This is a genomic window from Bradyrhizobium sp. SZCCT0153 (genome assembly GCF_018129995.1).
Lineage (GTDB): Bacteria > Pseudomonadota > Alphaproteobacteria > Rhizobiales > Xanthobacteraceae > Bradyrhizobium > Bradyrhizobium japonicum_G.
Genome location: NZ_JAFCKS010000002.1, coordinates 577,160 through 596,235, shown reverse-complemented (window position 1 = coordinate 596,235; position 19,076 = coordinate 577,160). Strand labels below are relative to the sequence as shown.

Annotated in this window: 15 protein-coding genes; 7 read left to right on the top strand and 8 right to left on the bottom strand. The window is 64.4% G+C overall.

All coding sequences use genetic code 11. From position 1 onward, the window contains the following. The first annotated feature begins 13 nt into the window (after nucleotides 1-13). A complete protein-coding gene (locus JQ572_RS10555) occupies nucleotides 14-1,009 on the top strand; it encodes a glycosyltransferase family 2 protein (RefSeq protein ID WP_211382939.1) in 996 nt (331 codons plus the stop codon). Nucleotides 1,010-1,017: 8 nt separating this feature from the next. Then, nucleotides 1,018-1,701, top strand: a complete 684-nt coding sequence (locus JQ572_RS10550) for a class I SAM-dependent methyltransferase (protein ID WP_211382938.1) — start codon at nucleotides 1,018-1,020, stop codon at nucleotides 1,699-1,701. Nucleotide 1,702: 1 nt separating this feature from the next. Here JQ572_RS10550 and JQ572_RS10545 read toward each other — a convergent pair whose 3' ends face one another. Next, nucleotides 1,703-3,148 carry a hypothetical protein gene (locus tag JQ572_RS10545; RefSeq protein WP_211382937.1) on the bottom strand — a complete coding sequence of 482 codons (1,446 nt, stop codon included), beginning with the start codon at nucleotides 3,146-3,148 and terminating at the stop codon, nucleotides 1,703-1,705. Between the two features lie 757 nt (nucleotides 3,149-3,905). On the opposite strand from JQ572_RS10545, the gene JQ572_RS10540 reads away from it, so the two are divergent. Together JQ572_RS10540 and JQ572_RS10535 are read left to right on the top strand one after the other, a co-directional pair. Further along, nucleotides 3,906-5,540 carry a thiamine pyrophosphate-requiring protein gene (locus JQ572_RS10540; RefSeq protein ID WP_211382936.1) on the top strand — a complete coding sequence of 545 codons (1,635 nt, stop codon included), beginning with the start codon at nucleotides 3,906-3,908 and terminating at the stop codon, nucleotides 5,538-5,540. Between the two features lie 113 nt (nucleotides 5,541-5,653). Then, entirely contained in the window at nucleotides 5,654-8,152 is a 2,499-nt protein-coding gene (locus JQ572_RS10535) for a GAF domain-containing sensor histidine kinase (protein ID WP_211382935.1), read from the top strand. A 3-nt stretch (nucleotides 8,153-8,155) separates the two neighbouring features. Here the strand turns inward: JQ572_RS10535 and JQ572_RS10530 are convergent, their stop codons facing one another. Both JQ572_RS10530 and JQ572_RS10525 read right to left on the bottom strand, forming a co-directional pair. Beyond that, nucleotides 8,156-9,742 (bottom strand): MDR family MFS transporter, encoded by a 1,587-nt coding sequence (locus JQ572_RS10530; protein WP_211382934.1) that lies wholly within the window; start codon nucleotides 9,740-9,742, stop codon nucleotides 8,156-8,158. 156 nt (nucleotides 9,743-9,898) lie between these two features. After that, on the bottom strand, nucleotides 9,899-10,414 hold the full coding sequence (locus JQ572_RS10525; RefSeq protein WP_211382933.1) for a YcgN family cysteine cluster protein: 516 nt from the start codon (nucleotides 10,412-10,414) through the stop codon (nucleotides 9,899-9,901). Between the two features lie 292 nt (nucleotides 10,415-10,706). Between JQ572_RS10525 and JQ572_RS10520 the strand changes: the two genes are divergently transcribed. From JQ572_RS10520 to JQ572_RS10510, 3 genes are read left to right on the top strand one after another with little or no spacing between them, the layout of a single operon-like run. Then, entirely contained in the window at nucleotides 10,707-12,995 is a 2,289-nt protein-coding gene (locus JQ572_RS10520) for a transglycosylase domain-containing protein (RefSeq protein ID WP_211382932.1), read from the top strand. Between the two features lie 9 nt (nucleotides 12,996-13,004). Continuing rightward, nucleotides 13,005-13,583: a DUF1214 domain-containing protein gene (locus JQ572_RS10515; protein ID WP_211382931.1), complete on the top strand. Its 579-nt coding sequence runs from the start codon at nucleotides 13,005-13,007 to the stop codon at nucleotides 13,581-13,583. Continuing rightward, a complete protein-coding gene (locus JQ572_RS10510; RefSeq protein ID WP_211382930.1) occupies nucleotides 13,580-14,164 on the top strand; it encodes a DUF1254 domain-containing protein in 585 nt (194 codons plus the stop codon). Before JQ572_RS10515 ends, JQ572_RS10510 begins: the two co-directional genes overlap by 4 nt. 291 nt (nucleotides 14,165-14,455) lie before the next feature. On the opposite strand, the gene JQ572_RS10505 is transcribed toward JQ572_RS10510, so the two are convergent. From JQ572_RS10505 to JQ572_RS10485, 5 genes are all read right to left on the bottom strand, one after another. After that, on the bottom strand, nucleotides 14,456-15,226 hold the full coding sequence (locus tag JQ572_RS10505) for an amino acid ABC transporter ATP-binding protein (RefSeq protein ID WP_249128947.1): 771 nt from the start codon (nucleotides 15,224-15,226) through the stop codon (nucleotides 14,456-14,458). 37 nt (nucleotides 15,227-15,263) lie between these two features. Then, the gene (locus JQ572_RS10500) at nucleotides 15,264-15,959 is read right to left on the bottom strand and encodes an amino acid ABC transporter permease (protein ID WP_211382929.1); all 696 of its coding nucleotides are present in this window, start codon (nucleotides 15,957-15,959) and stop codon (nucleotides 15,264-15,266) included. Beyond that, on the bottom strand, nucleotides 15,956-16,750 hold the full coding sequence (locus JQ572_RS10495; RefSeq protein WP_211382928.1) for an amino acid ABC transporter permease: 795 nt from the start codon (nucleotides 16,748-16,750) through the stop codon (nucleotides 15,956-15,958). Before JQ572_RS10495 ends, JQ572_RS10500 begins: the two co-directional genes overlap by 4 nt. A 68-nt stretch (nucleotides 16,751-16,818) precedes the next feature. Continuing rightward, nucleotides 16,819-17,727 (bottom strand): amino acid ABC transporter substrate-binding protein, encoded by a 909-nt coding sequence (locus JQ572_RS10490; RefSeq protein WP_211382927.1) that lies wholly within the window; start codon nucleotides 17,725-17,727, stop codon nucleotides 16,819-16,821. Nucleotides 17,728-17,746: 19 nt separating this feature from the next. Then, entirely contained in the window at nucleotides 17,747-18,907 is a 1,161-nt protein-coding gene (locus tag JQ572_RS10485; RefSeq protein ID WP_211382926.1) for an aminotransferase class V-fold PLP-dependent enzyme, read from the bottom strand. Nucleotides 18,908-19,076: the final 169 nt, after the last annotated feature.

The window sequence follows — 19,076 nt, the reverse complement described above, 5'->3', positions numbered from 1 at the left end:
TGGGCTCTTCCGCATGGCGGCCAGTTTCAGATCGATCCGCTACAGCCTCGTCATCCCCGTGTTCAACGAGGAAGCCGTGCTGCCGGTGCTGCTACGCCGGCTCGAACAGGTATTGTCCCGGCTCGACGGGCCGGCCGAAGCGATCTTCGTCGACGACGGCAGCAGCGATTCCAGTTCGATCGTGCTGCGGTCGCTCGCCACGCGCGACCCGCGGTTTCGCTATATCGGCCTGTCGCGAAATTTCGGCCATCAGGTCGCCATCACCGCCGGCATGGACGCCGCGCAAGGTGACGCGATCATCGTGATGGATGCCGATTTGCAGGATCCGCCCGAAGTGATCGAGCAATTGATCGCAAAATGGCAGGAGGGCAACGACATCGTCCACGCCCGCCGCCTGTCGCGCGAAGGCGAAAGCCGGTTCAAGCGTGCGACCGCGCATCTGTTCTACCGGCTACTCGGCAAGATGTCCTCGGTCGGCATCCCCGCCGATGTCGGCGACTTCCGCCTGATCGATCGCAAGGTGCTGGACGCACTTCGGCAGATGCCGGAGCAGGACCGCTTCGTACGAGGCATGATCGCCTGGCTGGGCTTCCGCCAGACCGAGGTCGCCTTCCACCGCCTCGAGCGCGCGGCGGGCGAGACCAAATATCCGCTGCTCAAGATGGTGCGGCTCGCGATGAACGCCGCACTCGGCTTTTCCGATCTGCCCCTGCGGTTCGCAATCTGGTGCGGATTGACGGTCTCGGGACTCGCGCTGCTCTACGGCGGCTGGGTGGTCGTGTTGTGGCTCAGCCAGGACAGTCACCTTGTGACCGGCTGGTCCTCGACGATCGTCGTCGTGTCCCTGCTGTGTGGAATCAACATGCTGATGACGGGCATCGTCGGGCTTTATGTCGGCCGCATCCATGCCGAGGTGAAACGACGCCCGCTCTATGTGGTGCAGACGCGAGCCGGCTTCGATCGCAACGAGGCGGCGGACGCACCGGCGATCCACGCCGTCAACGAGTGACCCGGCGCATGACCGAACTCTTCGACGGCTATCACGACAATTATCGTGAGGTGGTCCAATCCTCGATCGACTTCTCCGGCCTGCCGCATCATTTCTTCATGCGCGCGAAAGCCGATCTGCTGCGTGATCTGATCGCGCGGCGGCTGGACGCGAAGAAGCCCGAAATGCTCGACGTCGGCTGCGGCGTCGGCAGCCTCCATCCCCTGCTGCACGGCATGGTCGGCCGCTTGAACGGCATCGACGTTTCGTCGGCCAGCCTGGCGCAGGCTCGGGCTGACAACAGTGCAGTCGACTACCGCGAGTTCGACGGCCGCACTTTTCCTTTCGACGACGCCAGCTTCGATCTGGTCACGGCGGTCTGCGTGATGCACCATATCGCGCCGCGCGAATGGCCGGATTTCATCGCCGAGATGCGGCGCGTGGTGCGCCCCGGGGGGCTCGTCTGCGTGATCGAGCACAATCCGTACAACCCGTTGACGCGTCTTGCCGTCGCGCGCTGTGAGTTCGACCGGGACGCCGTCCTGCTCAGTGCCGGCACGACGCGAAAGTTGATGGCTGCGGGCGGCTTGCGCGAGATCGGCGCGCGCCATTTCCTGCTGCTCCCCTGGGACACCAAACCGGCGCGGCGTCTGGAAGATGCCCTCAGTGGCGTGTCGCTCGGTGGCCAATACGCCGCCTTCGGGACCGCTTGACCTATTTTTGCGGCGCATCTCGCCGCTTGTGCACGACCGCCACATCGTCGCTGTAGACGCGCTGCCATTCGGGCAGCCGGTCGAGCAACGCGACCGCCGGCGTCTTCGGCGTGAGCAGCGTCGCGCCGATCTTGTAGTCGTCAAGCAGCTTGAGAAAATCGCCGAGGTCGACCAGCGCCACGGCACGATTGTAGCGGTTGATGAACGCCCCGCCGAACAGTTCGCCGCGACCGTCGATGAAGGTGGGAATGCCGGCAAAGATCAGATAGCCGCCGAAGGAATAATCGTTGAGCACGGGCCCCGTCCTGGCGAGGTCGGCTTGAGCGATGGCAGCCGCAGGCGTGATGATCGGAGCCGGCCGCACGTCGCGCGCCAGGGCCGCGCCGCTCATCACGACCAGCACTCCGAGCGCGGCGACACCGAGGCCGCGCGACGTGCCGGCGGTATCCTCCCCGGCCGGTCCGCCGAATTTCCGCCCGAGCGGGGCCGCCAGATAGAGCGGCGCCAGCAGCGCCAGCAGGTCCGCATTGCGGATCTGCGCCAGCGCGAAATGGAGCAAGCCGATCACCACCAATGCCCGCACGACCGGCAGCGTCACGCCGCGCGAGAGCGCAAAGATGCCGCCCAGCAGCAGCAGTTCGAAGAAGCTGATATGGCTGAAATCCTGCGGTCGCCATTCCGATATCCAGCCGAGCGCCTGGCCGAGGCCGAGCGTCGTCAGCGGCATCAGCAGCGGCTCAGGCCCATGGGGCGTCAGGCAGGCCGCGGCGACCGCGAGAGCCGTGAATGGCAGCCATCGCAGCACGACGCGCGGCCATTCGCTTCGCTTTGCGTTCAGCAGCGCCTCGAGCCCCACGGGGCCGATCAGTCCAAGCGCCAGGATCACGCTGCCGTGCAGATTGGCCCACAGCACCAGCAACGGCAAGGCCCAGTATGGCGGAAGCCCTCCGCGATCCATGCAGCGCACCAGGGCAGCTGCCCAGATCACCATCAGCGGCAGCACCAGCACGTGTGGCCGCGCCAGCATATGCGGTGCGAGCAGGATAACGGCCGCGATCACCATCAGCAGCGTATGGGTCGGCGAAAGCTCGCGCAGCAGGAAGAAGGTGAGCAGCCCGAAGGCGAGCGCTATCGCGGCGGCGGCGAGGACGACGACGCCCGGCCAGCCGCCAAGCGCATAGGCGCCGGCATAGATGACCTCCGAGAGCCATTCGAAGGTGATCCAGTGCGCGCCGCGCATCGAAAAGGAAAACGAGTCGCTCTCCGGCAACGCGCCATGCGCGATGATCCAGCGCCCGATCTCGATATGAGAGTAGGTGTCGGGATCATTGAGCAGCCGTGGTCCGAGGATCAGCAGCAGGACATAGACGCCGACGCTCACCATCCAGGGCAGCGCCGCGCGCGCCGAAAACGGTTGAACCTCGCTGTGGACGACCTGGTCACTCATGGCGAGCGCAAATTAGGGCGCAAGCGTTAAATTCTTCTTCGAAGTTCACCGCCCGTCCCAAGGCGGGATCGAAATCGTTACCCTCCATGAACCATGTTCCGTCCGACGAACGCGCGAGTTCCCCATTTCGGCCAATTTTGACGGCCATCGGGCTGCTGATATTGTCCGCCGCGGCGTGGCGCGACCAGGCCATTGAACCAAAGCTGTTTGAGGATGCGGATGAGACGCGTGACGTTCCTGGCTCTCGGCCTCGTGTTTGCCGGCGTCTGGTCGCATGACAGCGCGAGAGGACAGACCTCGGTCGCCCCTCCGGTGTCGCTTGCTCGGCCCGATGCATCCCCGCCGCGCGCGGGTGCCAAAAATTCCAGGAAGCATCCAGCGGCATCCAGCCGAGAGGCTTCGCCACCCGCGATCGGCGGGCTTCCATCGGCGCAGACTCCAGCCACCGACTATGATGGCTTCAGCGCAGGCACCGTCGATGACAATGACGCCGCCAGTCAGGTGACGCCGCCTGCCGGTTCACGCACAGCAAAAGGCCTCGCCGGCCAGTCATCGTTCGATGAGGAGGATGAGGCGCTGAGGCGAAGGCTGACGATCTGCAAAAACTGCAAATAGGAATTTCGTGGCCCGGATCGCGGCTCGCTGCATAGCTGACCTACCGCGACTATCCTCTGCCCGCGCTTTACCCTCCTCCCATTTCCTGATCCTCTCTCCCTAATCGGCCGGACCAACCGGCATCGCCAGGGAGAGAGACGCCATGAAGCTCGGCACCGCGATCGCGGAAATCATGAAGCGTGAGGGGATCGAGATCCTCTGCGGCTATCCGGTCAACCATCTGATCGAGCATGCGGCGAAAGCCGAGATCCGGCCCGTGATGGTGCGGCAGGAGCGCGTCGGCATCCACATGGCGGATGCGATCTCGCGGGTGACGTCCGGGCGTTCGATCGGCGCGTTCTGCATGCAGCACGGGCCCGGTGCGGAAAACGCGATGGGCGGCGTCGCACAATGCTACGGCGAATCCGTGCCCGTGCTGGTGCTGCCAATGGGCTATCAACGCAGGCTTGCGCATATCGAGCCGAACTTCAATTCCAGCGAGGCGATGAAGCCGTTCGCGAAATCCTCCGAGCCGATCATCCTTGCTGCCGAGGTCGCCAATATCTTTCGCCGCGCCTTCACGAAACTGAAGAACGGCCGCGGCGGTCCCGTCATCGTCGAGATTCCCTCGGACATGTGGAACGAGGAGGTGCCGGAGCCGCTGAACTACACGCCGGTGCTGCGCACCCGCTACGGTGCCGATCCCGTGCATGTGAAGGAAGCAGCAGGCCTCCTGGTCAACGCCAGGCGTCCGGTGATCTATGCCGGCCAGGGCGTGCATTACGCGCAGGCCTGGCCGCAACTGAAACGGCTCGCCGAGCGGCTGGCCATCCCCGTCACCACCAGCTTGGGAGGCAAATCGTCGTTCCCGGAAACCCACCGGCTCTCGCTCGGTTCCGGCGGCCTCGCGGTCCCGCGCGCGGTGCCGAAATTCCTCGCTGAAGCCGACGTCATCTTCGGCATCGGCTGCTCCTTCACCGAAACAAACTTCGGCATCGCGATGCCGAAAGGCAAGACCATCATCCATTCGACGCTCGACCCCAACCACCTCAACAAGGATGTGGAGGCGACAATAGGCCTCGTCGGCGACGCCGGGCTCGTGCTCGACGCGCTGCTGGAGGAGATCGGCAGGACGATCACTGCGGATCGCGATGCATCCGCGGTCACGGCCGAAATCGCGGCCTCGCACAAGGAGTGGCTGGCCAAATGGATGCCGAAACTCACCAGTAATGACGCGCCCTTGAGCCCCTATCGCGTGCTGTGGGACCTGCAGCACACCGTCGACATCAACAACACCATCATCACGCACGATGCCGGCAGCCCGCGCGACCAGCTCTCGCCGTTCTGGAAATCGGTCGAGCCCCTCACCTATCTCGGCTGGGGCAAGACGACGCAGCTCGGCTACGGCCTCGGGCTTGCAATGGGCGCCAAGCTCGCAAAGCCCGACAAGCTCTGCATCAACGTCTGGGGCGATGCGGCGATTGGTTTCACGGGCATGGATTTCGAGACCGCGGTACGCGAGCGCATCCCGATCATGTCGATCCTGCTGAACAATTTCTCGATGGCGATCGAACTGAAGGTGATGCCGGTTTCGACCGAGAAATATCGCTCGACCGATATTTCCGGCGACTATGCCGCGATGGCGCGCGCCTTCGGCGGCTACGGCGAACGGGTGACCAGGCCTGAGGACATCATCCCCGCGATCAAGCGCGGCATCCAGAAGACGCAGGAAGGCACCCCTGTGCTGCTGGAGTTCATCACCAGCAAGGAGACCGAGGTGTCGCGGCCCGGCACGTGAGCCCGGCCGGTTTTGGCGGCAAACCTTGCTGTCGCAGGCGCTGGCCCCGGCCGCAGGAGATATGATAATCCGCCTTGGTGCCGCGAACGTCGCGGTATCAAGCCGGATCGCGAATGACCACGCCTTTCATCGATATCGAGGAACTCGAGCGCCGATTGCAGTCGGCCACGGCCGAGAATGCGCAGCTTCGAAGCGAGCTTGCGATCGCCGGCGATCGTCAGCGCGCCAGTGCCGAGATCTTGCGCACCATCGCGGCCTCGCCCTCCGACGCCCGGCCGGTCTTCGAGGCGATCGCGTCCAGCTCCAAACGTTTGCTCGGCGGCTTTTCCGCCACCGTGCTTCAGTTCATCGAGGACGAGCTGCACCTCGTGGCCTATACACCAACCAGCCTCGAGGCGGACGAGGGGCTCAAGGCGGCGTTCCCGCGCAAGATTGCGGACTTTCCGACCTTTGCGCTGGTGCGTGGCGGCGAGACGATTCAATTTCCCGATAGCGAAGCCGAGGGCGTCCCGGAGCTGAACCGGGACCTTGCACGGCTGCGCGGCTTCCGCAGCGTGTTGTTCATGCCGCTGATGAACCGTGGCACACCGGTCGGCATGATCAGCGTGACGCGCGCCGAGCCCGGCGCGTTCGCAGCCGACGTCGTGCAGCTGCTCCAGACTTTTGCCGACCAGGCCGTGATCGCGATCGAAAATGCGCGGCTGTTCAACGAGACGCGCGAGACGCTGGAGCGCCAGACCGCCACGGCCGACATTCTCAAAGTCATGGCCGCTTCGCCGTCCGACGTGCAGCCGGTGTTCGACGCCATCGCCGCCAACGCCAACCGGCTGATCGGCGGCTTTTCCACCGCAGTGCTGCGCTACATCGACGGCGCCGCGCATCTTGCCGCGTTCACGCCGACGGATGCCGCCGGCGACCGCGCGCTCCAGGCCTCATTCCCGGTGCCGTTCGCGCAGTTCCCGCCCTACCAGCTCGTGGCCGATGGTGCGGCGGCGCAACTGCCCGACACCGAGCTCGAGCCGGCCGCGCGAGACATCGCGCGCGCCCGCGGCTATCGCAGCATGCTGTTCGCGCCGCTGATGGGCGAGGGCGAGGCCATCGGCGTGATCATCGCCACGCGCCGCGCGACCGGCGCGTTCACCTTGCATCATGTGCGGCTGCTCCAGACCTTCGCCGACCAGGCGGTGATCGCGATCAAGAATGTCAGCCTGTTCAACGCCACACGGGAAGCGCTGGAACGGCAGACCGCAACCGCCGACATCCTTAAGGTGATCGCGGCTTCGCCTGCGGACGTCACGCCGGTGTTCCAGGCGATCTCCGACAGCGCCAAAGCGCTGGTCGGGGGACATTCGTCGACGGTCACCCGCGTCATCGACGGCATGCTGCATCTGGCCGCCTTCACCACCGACAACGAAGCCGGCAACGCGGATCTGCTCAGCTCCTTTCCGGCGCCGCTGTCGTCGCCGGGAATTCACAGCCGCGTGGCGACGAGCGGAGAGTTCGCGTTCCGGGGCGACATGCAAAGCGAACCCGACCTCACGGACGCCATGAGGGAGCTGGCGCGGATACGAGGCTATCGCAGCATCCTGGTCGTGCCGATGCTGCGCGACGGCGTTGCGATCGGCACCATTGCGGTCACACGGCCGCAGCCCGGAGCTTTCCCGGACAAGGCGTTCAACCTGCTCAAGACCTTTGCCGACCAGGCCGTCATCGCGATCGAGAACACGCGCCTGTTCAACGAAGTGCAGGACCGCACCAGCGAGCTTGCCAAATCGCTCGAGGATCTGCGCGCCGCGCAGGACCGGCTGATCCAGACCGAGAAGCTGGCATCGCTCGGCCAGCTCACCGCCGGCATCGCGCATGAGATCAAGAACCCGCTCAACTTCGTCAACAATTTTGCCTCGCTCTCGGCCGAGCTGACCGATGAGCTGAACGAAGTGCTGACGCCCGTCCGGCTCGCGCACGACGTCCGCAGCGAAGTCGACGAACTGACCGGGCTTCTGAAGGACAATCTGGAGAAGGTCGTGCAGCACGGGCGGCGCGCCGATTCCATCGTCAAGAACATGCTGCTGCATTCGCGCGAAGGCGGCGGCGAGCACCGGCTGAGCGACATCAACGCGCTGGTCGAGGAGAGCCTCAACCTCGCCTATCACGGCGCCCGCGCCGAGAAGCCGCTATTCGACGTGACGCTGAAGCGCGAGCTCGATCCCGAGGCCGGGCAAGCCGAAGTGTTCCCGCAGGAGATCACCCGGGTGCTGCTGAACCTGATCTCGAACGGCTTCCACGCGGTCGCCAAGCGAAAAACGGACAACGGCACCGCCGATTACGAGCCGACGGTGATCGCGGCCACGCGCGACCGCGGCGACAAGATCGAGATCCGCATCCGCGACAACGGCACCGGCATTGCGCGCGAGGTGAAGGAGAAGATGTTCAACCCGTTCTTCACCACCAAGCCCGCCGGCGAAGGCACCGGCCTCGGGTTGTCGATGAGCCACGACATCGTGGTGAAGCAGCACGGCGGTACGATCGACGTCGCGACGGAGCCCGGCGCGTTCACGGAGTTCACGATCCTGTTGCCGCGAAAGAGCGGCTTTGCCGATCGGGGCGGCTAGGCCCTACTCCACCATCTCGACATGCTTGGTGACGGAGGGGCCGGCCAGCGGCCGCTCCTCCATCATGATCAGGCAGAGCGCGGCCCCGGTCATCAGCGCGGTCGCGGCGCCGAAGACGTAGCGGAACGCGTGCCGCATGTCGTCGGCGGGGATCGCAGGGATGCTGCCCGCGGCATGATGCTCGCCGGCGAGCGGAATGTCGGTGCCGAGCGCGATCAGCAGGATGGCGGCAAAGGCCGCAACCGTGAACGAGGACATCAGCGAGCGAAAGAAGTTCAACGCGCCGGTGATGGTACCGACCTGCGGACGGGCGACCGAATTCTGCAGCGAGACCACGCAGACCGGAAAAGTGGTGCCGAGGCCGAGCGCAAACGCAGCCATCAGCGTCAGCAGGGCCCATAGCGGCAGCGTCGTCAACGTGAGACCGAGGCCGCACAGCGCGGCCCAGGACGTGCCGATGATGGCGACCCGCTTGTAATGCTTGGCGCGCGCCATGGTGCGACCGGCGATCGCCGCGCCGCAGGTCGAGACCGCCGCGAGCGGAATCAGGGCGAGGCCCGCTTCGCTGGCGCTGAGGTGATAGACCTGTTCGTAATAGAGCGGGAGCTGCACGGTGAGGCCCGTGATCGCGCCGAGCGCGCAGCCGCCGGCCATCAGCCCGAACGGCGCGACCGACCCTCCGAGCAGCGGCAGCGGCAGGAACGGCTCGTCCGCACGCCGCGCGTGCCACACGAAGGTGACAACGAGCGCGACGGCGCCACCGACCATCGCGAGCACGGTCGGCGACAGCCATGGATAGCGCGTCCCGCCCCACGTCAGCACCAGCATGAAGACCACCGCGGACGCCATCAACAACACGCCGCCAAGCCAGTCGACCTTGCGCTTGCGATGGAACACCGGGATCTTCTTCATCTTCGGCAGCAGCAGCGCGAGCGCCGCGGCCGTGAGTGGAAGGTTGATCCAGAAGATCATCGACCAGTGCAGATGCTCGGCGAACACGCCGCCGATGACCGGGCCGAGGATGCCGCCGACCATCCAGACGCTGGAGAAATAGGCCTGATACTGGCCGCGCTCGCGCGGCGACACGACGTCGGAGATCACCGTCTGCACCACTGGCATGATGCCGCCGCCACCAAGGCCCTGGAGGCCGCGCGCCAGAATCAGCATCGGCATGTTCGGTGCGACCGCGCACAGCACCGAGCCGGCGACGAACAGGCTGAGCGAGATGATGATCATGACGCGGCGACCGTAGATGTCGCTGAGCGTGCCGAACACCGGCGCAACCGCGGTCGAGGCGAGCAGATAGGCCGTGATGACCCAGGACAGGTTCGAGACGTCCTGGAACTGGCGACCGATGGTCGGCAGCGCGGTCGCCACGATGGTCTGGTCGAGTGCTGCCAGGAACATCGTCAGCATCAGGCTGAGCACGATGGTCCGCACCTCGTCCTGTGACAGCGGCGCCGGCGGCGCGAGCGAAGGAGCGTCGTCGACGCTCAAGACCTCGCTCGGAAGCCGCGACAGCTCTTCGGCGATATCGTCGGGCAACACCTGGGTATCGGCAGAACTGCTCCGCCGGTCAAACTTGTTCATCTCGATCGGAAACCGTGGTGCGGCGCAACGCCGCGAAGGATTCGTTCTATGCAGCCCAATGTAGACAGCAAAGTTCTTCCCGGGCAGGCACCGCGGCGCATGGGTGCATCCCACCCCACGGCCATCCCGAAGCCGTGATCCGAAGTTGCAGGCGGATCAGTCCTTCGGGCGTCGCTTCAGGCGCGCCCGTTTCGGCAGCTGCGCCGGCCACTGCACGATGTGGTTCTCGAGCTCATCGTCCGGGATCTGCTCCTCGCTGCCCTCGACCCGGCCGCGCACGGAGACACCGGCCTCATGCACGGTGTTGGGATCGCCGGATACCAGCGGATGCCACCAATAGAGGTCGCGGCCTTCCGCGACGAGCTTGTAGCCGCAGCTCGGGGGCAGCCAGTTCAGGGTGCGGACATTGGCCGGGGTCAGGCGGACACAGTCAGGAACCTTGTCGGAACGATTCGCGTAATCCTTGCAGCCGCAGGTCCCGGCATCGAGCAGCTTGCAGCCGACATGGGTGAAATAGATCTCCCCGGTGTCCTCCTCTTCGAGCTTGTTCAGGCAGCAGCGGCCGCAGCCGTCGCACAGGCTTTCCCATTCCGGCCCCGACATCTCCTCCAACGTCTTGGTTTTCCAGAAGAATCCTTCCTGGCCTGAAGGTCGTTTGGGAGCTGCGGTCATGCGCCTCAACAAGATTCGAAGAGCTACGGCTGGTGCCATCTAGGGCGTGCGGCCGTAAGGCTGCAAGCAGCGCTCGCGGAAGGCCCGTAATGAACCGGGGTCAATTAGGCCTGTTGTTCAAAATCGCAAGCGTGACCATTGGTTTATAGGCCCTGCTCGGCTAGAAGGAACGGCAAGTCCCCACGGACGCGAACCGGGCGCCTTGGGTTTGCCGCAACATTCCCGCAAGACGTCTCGATGCCGCCCCGGCCGGGTGCTTGAACGCTTTCGAACCAAGCCTCAAGGGTTCTAGGTGCGCCAGATCATACCACCGCATTGGAAGCAGAAGGTCCGGAATTTCTTCCTGGATCTCGATGCGCGCATCGACTCCTCGCTGTTCTCCTCGGCCAAGGGCATCCGCGAGCTCTACGAGCGCTACTCGACCTTCATGGACCGCTTCTATGTCGGGCGGTGGAAGCGCTGGGTGTTCATCGAGCCGCTGTCGGAGGCCGCGACCCTCGGCCTCGGCGGCCTGGTCGTGATGCTGACGCTCGCCATCCCCGCTTTCCGCGAGACCGCGGACGAGGATTGGCTGAAGAAGTCCGATCTCGCCGTGTCCTTCCTCGACCGCTACGGCAACCCGATCGGCAGCCGCGGCATCAAGCACAACGACTCGATCCCGCTGGAAGATTTTCCGGACGTGCTGATCAAGGCGACGCTGGCGACCGAGGACCGCCGCTTCTACGAGCATTTTGGCATCGACATCGCCGGCACCGCGCGCGCGCTCGTCACCAACGCCCAGGCCGGCGGCGTCCGCCAGGGCGGCTCCTCGATCACCCAGCAGCTGGCCAAGAACCTGTTCCTGAGCAACGAGCGAACCATCGAGCGCAAGGTCAACGAAGCCTTCCTCGCGGTCTGGCTCGAATGGCGCCTGACCAAGAACGAGATCCTCAAGCTGTATCTCGATCGCGCCTATATGGGCGGCGGCACTTTCGGCGTCGACGGCGCCGCGCATTTCTACTTCAACAAGTCCGCGCGTGACGTGACGCTGGCGGAAGCGGCGATGCTCGCGGGCCTGTTCAAGGCGCCGACGAAATACGCCCCCCACATCAACCTGCCCGCAGCCCGCGCCCGCGCCAATGTCGTGCTCGACAACCTCGTCGATGCCGGCTTCATGACCGAGGGCCAGGTGTTCGGCGCCCGCCGCAATCCCGCCTTCGCGGTCGACCGCCGCGACGAGGCTTCGCCGAACTATTATCTCGACTACGCCTTCGACGAGATGCGCAAACTGGTCGACACCTTCCCGAAATCCTACACCGAGCGCGTGTTCGTGGTGCGGCTCGCGATCGACGCCAACGTGCAGAAGGCGGCGGAAGACGCGGTCGAGAACCAGCTGCGCCAGTTCGGCCGCGACTATCACGCGACCCAGGCCGCGACCGTCGTCTCCGATCTCGACGGCGGCATCCGCGCCATGGTCGGCGGCCGCGACTACGGCGCCAGCCAGTTCAACCGCGCCACCGACGCCTATCGCCAGCCGGGCTCCTCGTTCAAGCCTTACGTCTACACCACCGCGCTTCTGAACGGCTTCACGCCGAATTCGATCGTGATCGACGGACCGGTCTGCATCGGCAATTGGTGCCCGCAGAACTATGGCCATTCCTATTCCGGCGCGGTGACGCTGACACAGGCGATCACGCGCTCGATCAACGTGGTGCCGGTGAAACTGTCGATCGCGATCGGCCAGAAGGAGCAGCCGAAGGCGCCGAACCCGGCCAAGATCGGCCGCGCCAAGATCGTCGAGGTCGCCCGCCGCTTCGGCCTCAAGGCGCCGCTGCCCGACACGCCGTCGCTGCCGATCGGCTCGGACGAAGTCACCGTGCTCGAGCACGCCGTCGCCTATGCGACCTTCCCGAACCGCGGCAAGGCGGTGACGCCGCATGCGGTGCTGGAGGTGCGCACCGGCGCCGGTGACCTCGTCTGGCGCTGGGACCGCGACGGGCCGAAGCCGCGGCAAGCCATTCCGCCGAACATTGCCGCCGACATGGCCGGCATGATGAGCCACGTCGTCAGCGAAGGCACCGCGCGCCGCGCCGCCCTCGACGGCATTCCGACCGCGGGCAAGACCGGCACGACCAATGCGTATCGCGACGCCTGGTTCGTCGGCTACACCGGCAATTTCACCTGCGCGGTCTGGTACGGCAATGACGACTATTCGCCGACCAACCGCATGACCGGCGGCTCGCTGCCGGCACAGACCTGGCACGACATCATGGTCGCGGCGCATCAGGGCGTCGAGGTCCGGGAGATCCCCGGCGTCGGCATGGGCCAGAAGCTGCCGCCGGAACGCGTTGCCAACGCGCAAGCCAACGCTGCGCCGAAGGTGCTGGAGACCAAGCCCGGTCCGCCGCCCGTCTTGACCAAGCGCGGCGCCGACATTCTGGTCCGCGTCGAGAAGCTGCTGGATGACGCGGCCCGGGCCGCCAACAAGTCCGCTGCCGACGACGGCAAGACAGCCAAGCCGGCCGCGTCCACGAGCGCGCTCGCCTTCCCGCAGAACTATGCGGAAGAGAATGCGAACGCATCCGCCCCGCGCAAGAACTGATCGAAACCCGTGCGGCTGATCCTGATCACATTGACGGCCCTTCTGCTCGCAACCGTGGTGGGCGTCGGCGCGACCTGGATGACGACGACGCGCGGCACCGAGATCGGCGCGCTGACCATCGGCCCCTGGACCGCCCGCCCGCGCACCGGCACCGCGGACGTCGATCCCTATTCGCGCGCCACCATCGTGCGCAACGGCGAGCTGCCGATCGGCACCGGCGACGGCGTCGCCTTCACCGCGACCGCCGACGACAAGAAGAAGCCGCTCGACGGCCGCTGCGACGTCGTCGTCTCCGGAGTGACGCCGCCGGCGCGGTTCTGGACGCTGACGCTTTACGACCGCAAGGGCCACCTCGTCGCCAACACGCTGCAGCGCTACGGCTTCACCAGCCAGGAGATCGTGCGGGGGTCCGACGGCACGTTCGAGATCCGCATCGCCTCGCGCTCGCGCGCCGGCAACTGGCTGCCGACCGGCGGCATCGAGCGCTACGCCTTGATGCTGCGGCTCTACGACACCCCGGTCGGCGTTGCGACGCGCACCCAGCGCGATGCGCCGATGCCCACGATCTCGACGGTGGGCTGCTCATGATCCGGCTCCTGTTCACCATCGTCGCGGGCGTGCTGCTGGGCCTCGTGGTCCATCTCGTCAGCGTGCTGGCGCTGCCGCGGATCGCGACCCAGGACGCCTATTCACGGCTGACGCCGATGACCAAGCTCAACGGCGTCACCCAGCTTCCCCTCGCCGATCCCAACACCTCACCGATGCCGTTCATGGACCCGGCCTTTGCGCTCGCGATCTGCCGCTATGACCTCACAAGCGGGCCGATCAAGCTCACCGTGCCGGTGAGCCAGGCCTACACCTCGGTGTCGTTCTACACCCGCAACGAGATCGCCTATTACGCCATCAACGATCGCTCCGCCGGCAGGAAGGTGATCGAGCTCGACCTGATGACGGAAGCGCAGCACAGCGAGTTGCCCGAGGACGAGGAGATCACCGCGGCCGACCGCCTGATCATCGATTCCCCGACCGCGACCGGGCTCATCGTCATGAAGGCGCTCGCCGCCGAGCCCGGCCTGATGCCGCAGGCGCAAGCCTCGCTTCAGGCTGCAACCTGCGCGCCGCAGACAGAGGTGCCCGCCAAGGCCGAGGCGCCGCGCGGACGGCGCTGACGTGGGGCTGCGTCAGCAGTTCAAAGCAAAAAGCGCGAAAACAACCCCATGCACAGTACAGGGTCATTGAAATCGTTGGACTATCCGATCACCCAAAACTCACGTCGCAGATCCCAGGGCGAAGCGGCGGCGCCATGGACTTGGAAGCTTTGACACGTCGGGCAAAACACTGGCAGAATGACAAGATCGAAAGATCGTAACACCCGCGCCGAGCAATCCGCCGCGGGTTTTTTCATGTCGGAGCAAGGGATGCCATGATCACAGCGCCCGCACCCTGCACGGACGCCGTTCCTAATGGATGATCTGGCTGAGAAAACCCTTCGCTCGTTCGGTCCTGGGCGCACGAAAGAAGGTTTCAGGATCGGCTTCCTCGACGATCGACCCGCGATCCATGAAGACCACCCGGTCAGCGACTTCGCGGGCAAAACCCATCTCGTGCGTGACACAGACCATGGTCATTCCATCCCGCGCCAGCTCCACCATGGTTTCGAGCACCTCCTTGACCATCTCCGGATCGAGCGCAGAGGTCGGCTCGTCAAACAACATGATCTTCGGCTGCATGCAGAGGGCGCGGGCGATCGCAACGCGCTGCTGCTGGCCCCCGGAGAGCTGTCCCGGATATTTGGTCGCTTGATCATGGATCCGCACCTTCCGGAGAAAGCCGATCGCACGCTCATACGCCTCCACGCGGGACAGGCCGCGCACCTTCATCGGCGCCAGCATGCAGTTCTCGACGACCGAGAGATGCGGAAACAGATTGAAGCTTTGGAACACCATGCCGACCTCGCGGCGGACGCTGTTGACGTCGGTCATCCGGTCCGTCAGCTCAACGCCATCGACGACGATGCGGCCGCCATCATGCTTCTCGATATGGTTGATGCAGCGGATCAGCGTCGATTTGCCAGAACCCGAGGGACCGCAAAGGACGATCTTCTCGCCCGCCGCGACACTGAGATTGATGTCGCTCAGGGCCGTGAAACGGCCGAACCGCTTCACCACGCCCTCCACGGCAACGATGGCCGATGATCGGCTCGTCTCGTGTGCGGCGATCTCCTGAATCATCTTCGTCTCCCAAGGACGGCGGTTCTCGAACGATTCCTCATCGATGCGCTCCCGCGATCGCATAGCGCCTGCGCAGCAACGCGACGCACTGCGATGCCGCCGAACTGATGGCGAGGTAGACCGCGACGACCACGAGGTACATCTCAACGAGACGGCCGTTGAGCTGCGCAAGTTTCGAGGCTGCACCGAGCAGGTCAGTCAGCGAAAGCACGTAGACTAGCGAGGTGTCCTGGAACAGGATGATGGTCTGGCTGAGGATGATCGGGCTCGCCACGCGGAGCACCTGCGGGAGGATCACGCTCCGATACGTCTCGAAGGTGGACAATGCGAGCGCCTGGCACGCCTCAAACTGTCCCCGGTTCACGGCGCGCAATCCGACGCGAATGATCTCCGAATAGTAGGCCGCCTCGAACAGGCCGAAGGTGATGAAGGCAGTCCAGGTGGCGCCGATCGGAATCGGACGGCCGTTGCCGGCGAGATGGCCAAGCACGATCGGCACCAGAAAGAAGAACCAGAACAGGACGAGGATCAGTGGGATCGAGCGGATCAAGGCGATGTAGCCGCGCACAATCTTTCCGATCACAGGCAGCTCGAAGTGCTGCAGGAGCGCAAAACAGGTGCCCAGGATCATGCCGACCACGAAAGCCACAGCAGTCAGCGCGAGCGAAAACAGCAACCCGGACCAGAGATAGGGCCACGCCTGAAGAACAATCGAGAAATCGAGGCTGTTCATTTCGCGACCTCCATCGCGTCGGGTAAGCAGCCGACCTGTTTGACGTCGTCGACCAGGCTCGGCTCGATCGCATCGCCAGCCCGTGCGGCACCGGGGATGCGCACGGCCCGATCGATCAGCGCCATCCCCTGGTAGGCGATCAGCGCCAGCGCGAGATAGATCAGCGTCGCGGCGCCGAAGGCCGTGAAGGTCTGGAACGTCGCTTCGCTGATCTGGCGAGCCTGAGCCGTAAGCTCCATCAGGCCGATCGTGAGTGCGACGGAGGTGTTCTTGTAGATGCCCATCACCTCGCTGGTCAGGCTTGGCATGATCAAACGCAGCGCCTGCGGCAGGATGATGTGCCGATAGGTCAGATATCCGGTGAGCCCGAGCGCGTTTGCCGCCTCGGTTTGCCCTTTCGGCAAGGCCTCGATCCCGGCACGAACCTGCTCGGCGATACGCGCAGCGGTGTAGAGGCTCAGGCACACGAGCGCCGGGAAGAACGATCCCCAGGGCGGCGGTATCTGCTTGATGGCGTTTCCAAGCGCGGGCGGAAGGATCTCCGGCAGGACGAAATACCAGAGAAACATCTGCGCCAGGACGGGGATGTTGCGGAATATCTCCACATACAGGCGCGCGAACGCTGCGACGACCCGGTTCTGCACGGTCCGGCCGATCCCGACGACAACCCCGACCGCAAAGGCAATCCACCAGCCGAAGAAAGCCAACGCCAAGGTCCAGCCGAGACCCGACAGAAGCCAGTCGATATAGCGCTGGCCATCCGCCGTCTGCTCAAAAAGCACTGCGAACATGGCGAACCTCGGGGCTCCGGATGCGAGAGAGGATCAGCTTGCCGAAAAATTCTCCGGTATCATTTCGACTAGTCGACCGCGTCGCTCGGATGCGCGATCCGCTCCATGAGTTCGTCCGTCAGCGGGAACGCGAGATTCTCGCCTTTGGGCGGAATCGGCCGGGTGAACCATTTCGTGTAGGTCTTTTCGAACTGGCCCGACGCCATCTGTTTCGAAAGAACGTCGTCGACGAGCGCCTTGAAGCCGGCGTCGCCCTTCGTGAACATCAGGCCATAATAGACCTTCGCATAACCCTCGGGGAGAAATATCAGCGCGTTCGGATTCGGAGCTGCGGCCTTGAGGCCGGCGAGAAGGATATCGTCCTCCATAAAGGCGGCGGCGCGGCCGGTATTCAGCATCAGGAAGGATTCCGCATGGTCTTTCGCCTGGACGATGTTGAATCCGAGTTGCTGCTTCGCATTCACACCTTGCGCGAAGCCAACGGCATTGGAGCCCTGGGTGACGACGATCGTCTTGCCCTTGAGATCGCCGGCCGTCTTCAGCCCGCTGTCCGCCTTCGTCAGCCAGCGCGGCTGGCTGACGAATGTCGCGACCGAAAACGAAACCTGCTCCTGCCGTTTCTTGTCGTTCGCCGTACCGCCGCATTCGATGTCAACGGTACCGCTTTGAATGAGCGGAATCCGGTTGGACGAGTTCACCGGAGTGTAGTTGACGGCGAGATTGGGCAGATTGATTTCGGCCTTGATGCGCTCGACGATGGCGGCGCAGAGGTCCAGCGAAAAGCCGATCGGCTTTTGATCGGGACCAAGATACGAGAACGGAATGGAAGCCTCGCGATAGCCGATGGTGACGGCACCGCTCGACTTGATCTTGGCGAGCGTGGGACTATCGGCCGCGGTCGACGGCTGGACAAAGGCGCCGACGGCCACGAGGCCGGACAGAACACCGAATACACGTGCAAAATTCATCATGTGCATCTCCCCTTTGATGGACGGCCTAGGCGGCCCTGGATGACGGCTTCAGGCCGCGCCGCTTGATGACATCGATCAGGCGATCGACATCCGCGAAATTGTTGAACATTCCGAACGACACGCGAATGCCGTCCCGCTCCGGCGACACGCGGACACCATTCTGCTCGAAATGGCCAAGCCACTCGGCGGCAGGGAGCGCGATGACGTAGATATGCGGCGCGCGGTGCTGCCGGTTGCGGGGACCGACGAGGCGAATGTCCAGAGCATCGAGCTGGGCGATGAGATGATCGCCGAGATCGAGGCAATGATTCTGGATATTCTGCACGCCCAGCGCTTCGATCATGTCGAGCGAGGCGCCGAGCGCATGGATCGCCGGGAGGTTGAAGTTGCCGAGCTCGAAGCGGCGCGCGCTGGTGGCCAAGTCGAGCTTGTCGGAGCTGGCGATGAGATCGGCCGGGACCTCGGCAAGGCTCGCGACGGCGAGATAGGCGGGCTCGAGCTCGGTCCTGGATTTGTCCCAATACAGGAGCCCGAGCCCTTGCGGCACGAGCAATCCCTTGTGGCTGCCCGACCCGATGAAGGTCGCGCGCAGGGCTTTCGCATCGATCGGCACGACGCCGATCGCCTGCATCACGTCAACGACGAAATAGAGTCCCATCTCCCGGCACAAGGCGCCGATGCTCTCGACGTCAAAACGATGACCGGCATGGAAAGTCACCTGCGACATCGAGATCGCCCTTGTGTTCGCGTCGATATGCGAACGAAGGCTCTCGGCATTCACGACTGCCGTCATCGGCACAAACTCGACCGTAACGCCCTTGCGTCGCAGATTGAGGAACGCATAGGCGTTATTCGGATGATCGCCGTGGATCATCAGCACCTTGTCGCCGGCACGCAGAGGCAGCGCGTTGGCCGCGATGTTCATGCTTTCCGAGGTGTTCTTGGTGAACGCGATTTCATCTGTCGCTGCGCCGAGGAGCCGCGCCAGCTTTTCCCGGGTCTGCTCGACGCGATCGAGCCACACGCTTTTCGGACCGGCCGTCTCGAGGCCTTCGCGGAGAAAAAGGTCGATCGCCGCTTTGACGGGACGCGAGAGGGGCGTCTGGAAGCCGGAGTCGAGATAGGTGATCCGCTCGACAGCCGGAAATTCCTTCCGCACGGCATCGACGTTGTAATGGCGAGACATCCCACTCTCCTGATGAGCGCGCCCGGCAGGGCTTCACTTTGCGCTGCACAAATCCTGTTCACCTTTCGGCAGAGCCAACGATATGGGCAACAAGCGATCGCATCAAAGATATTTTTCATATTTTGGTAGTTTTAATTCCGAAAAATGATAATTTGTCTTACAGAGACGA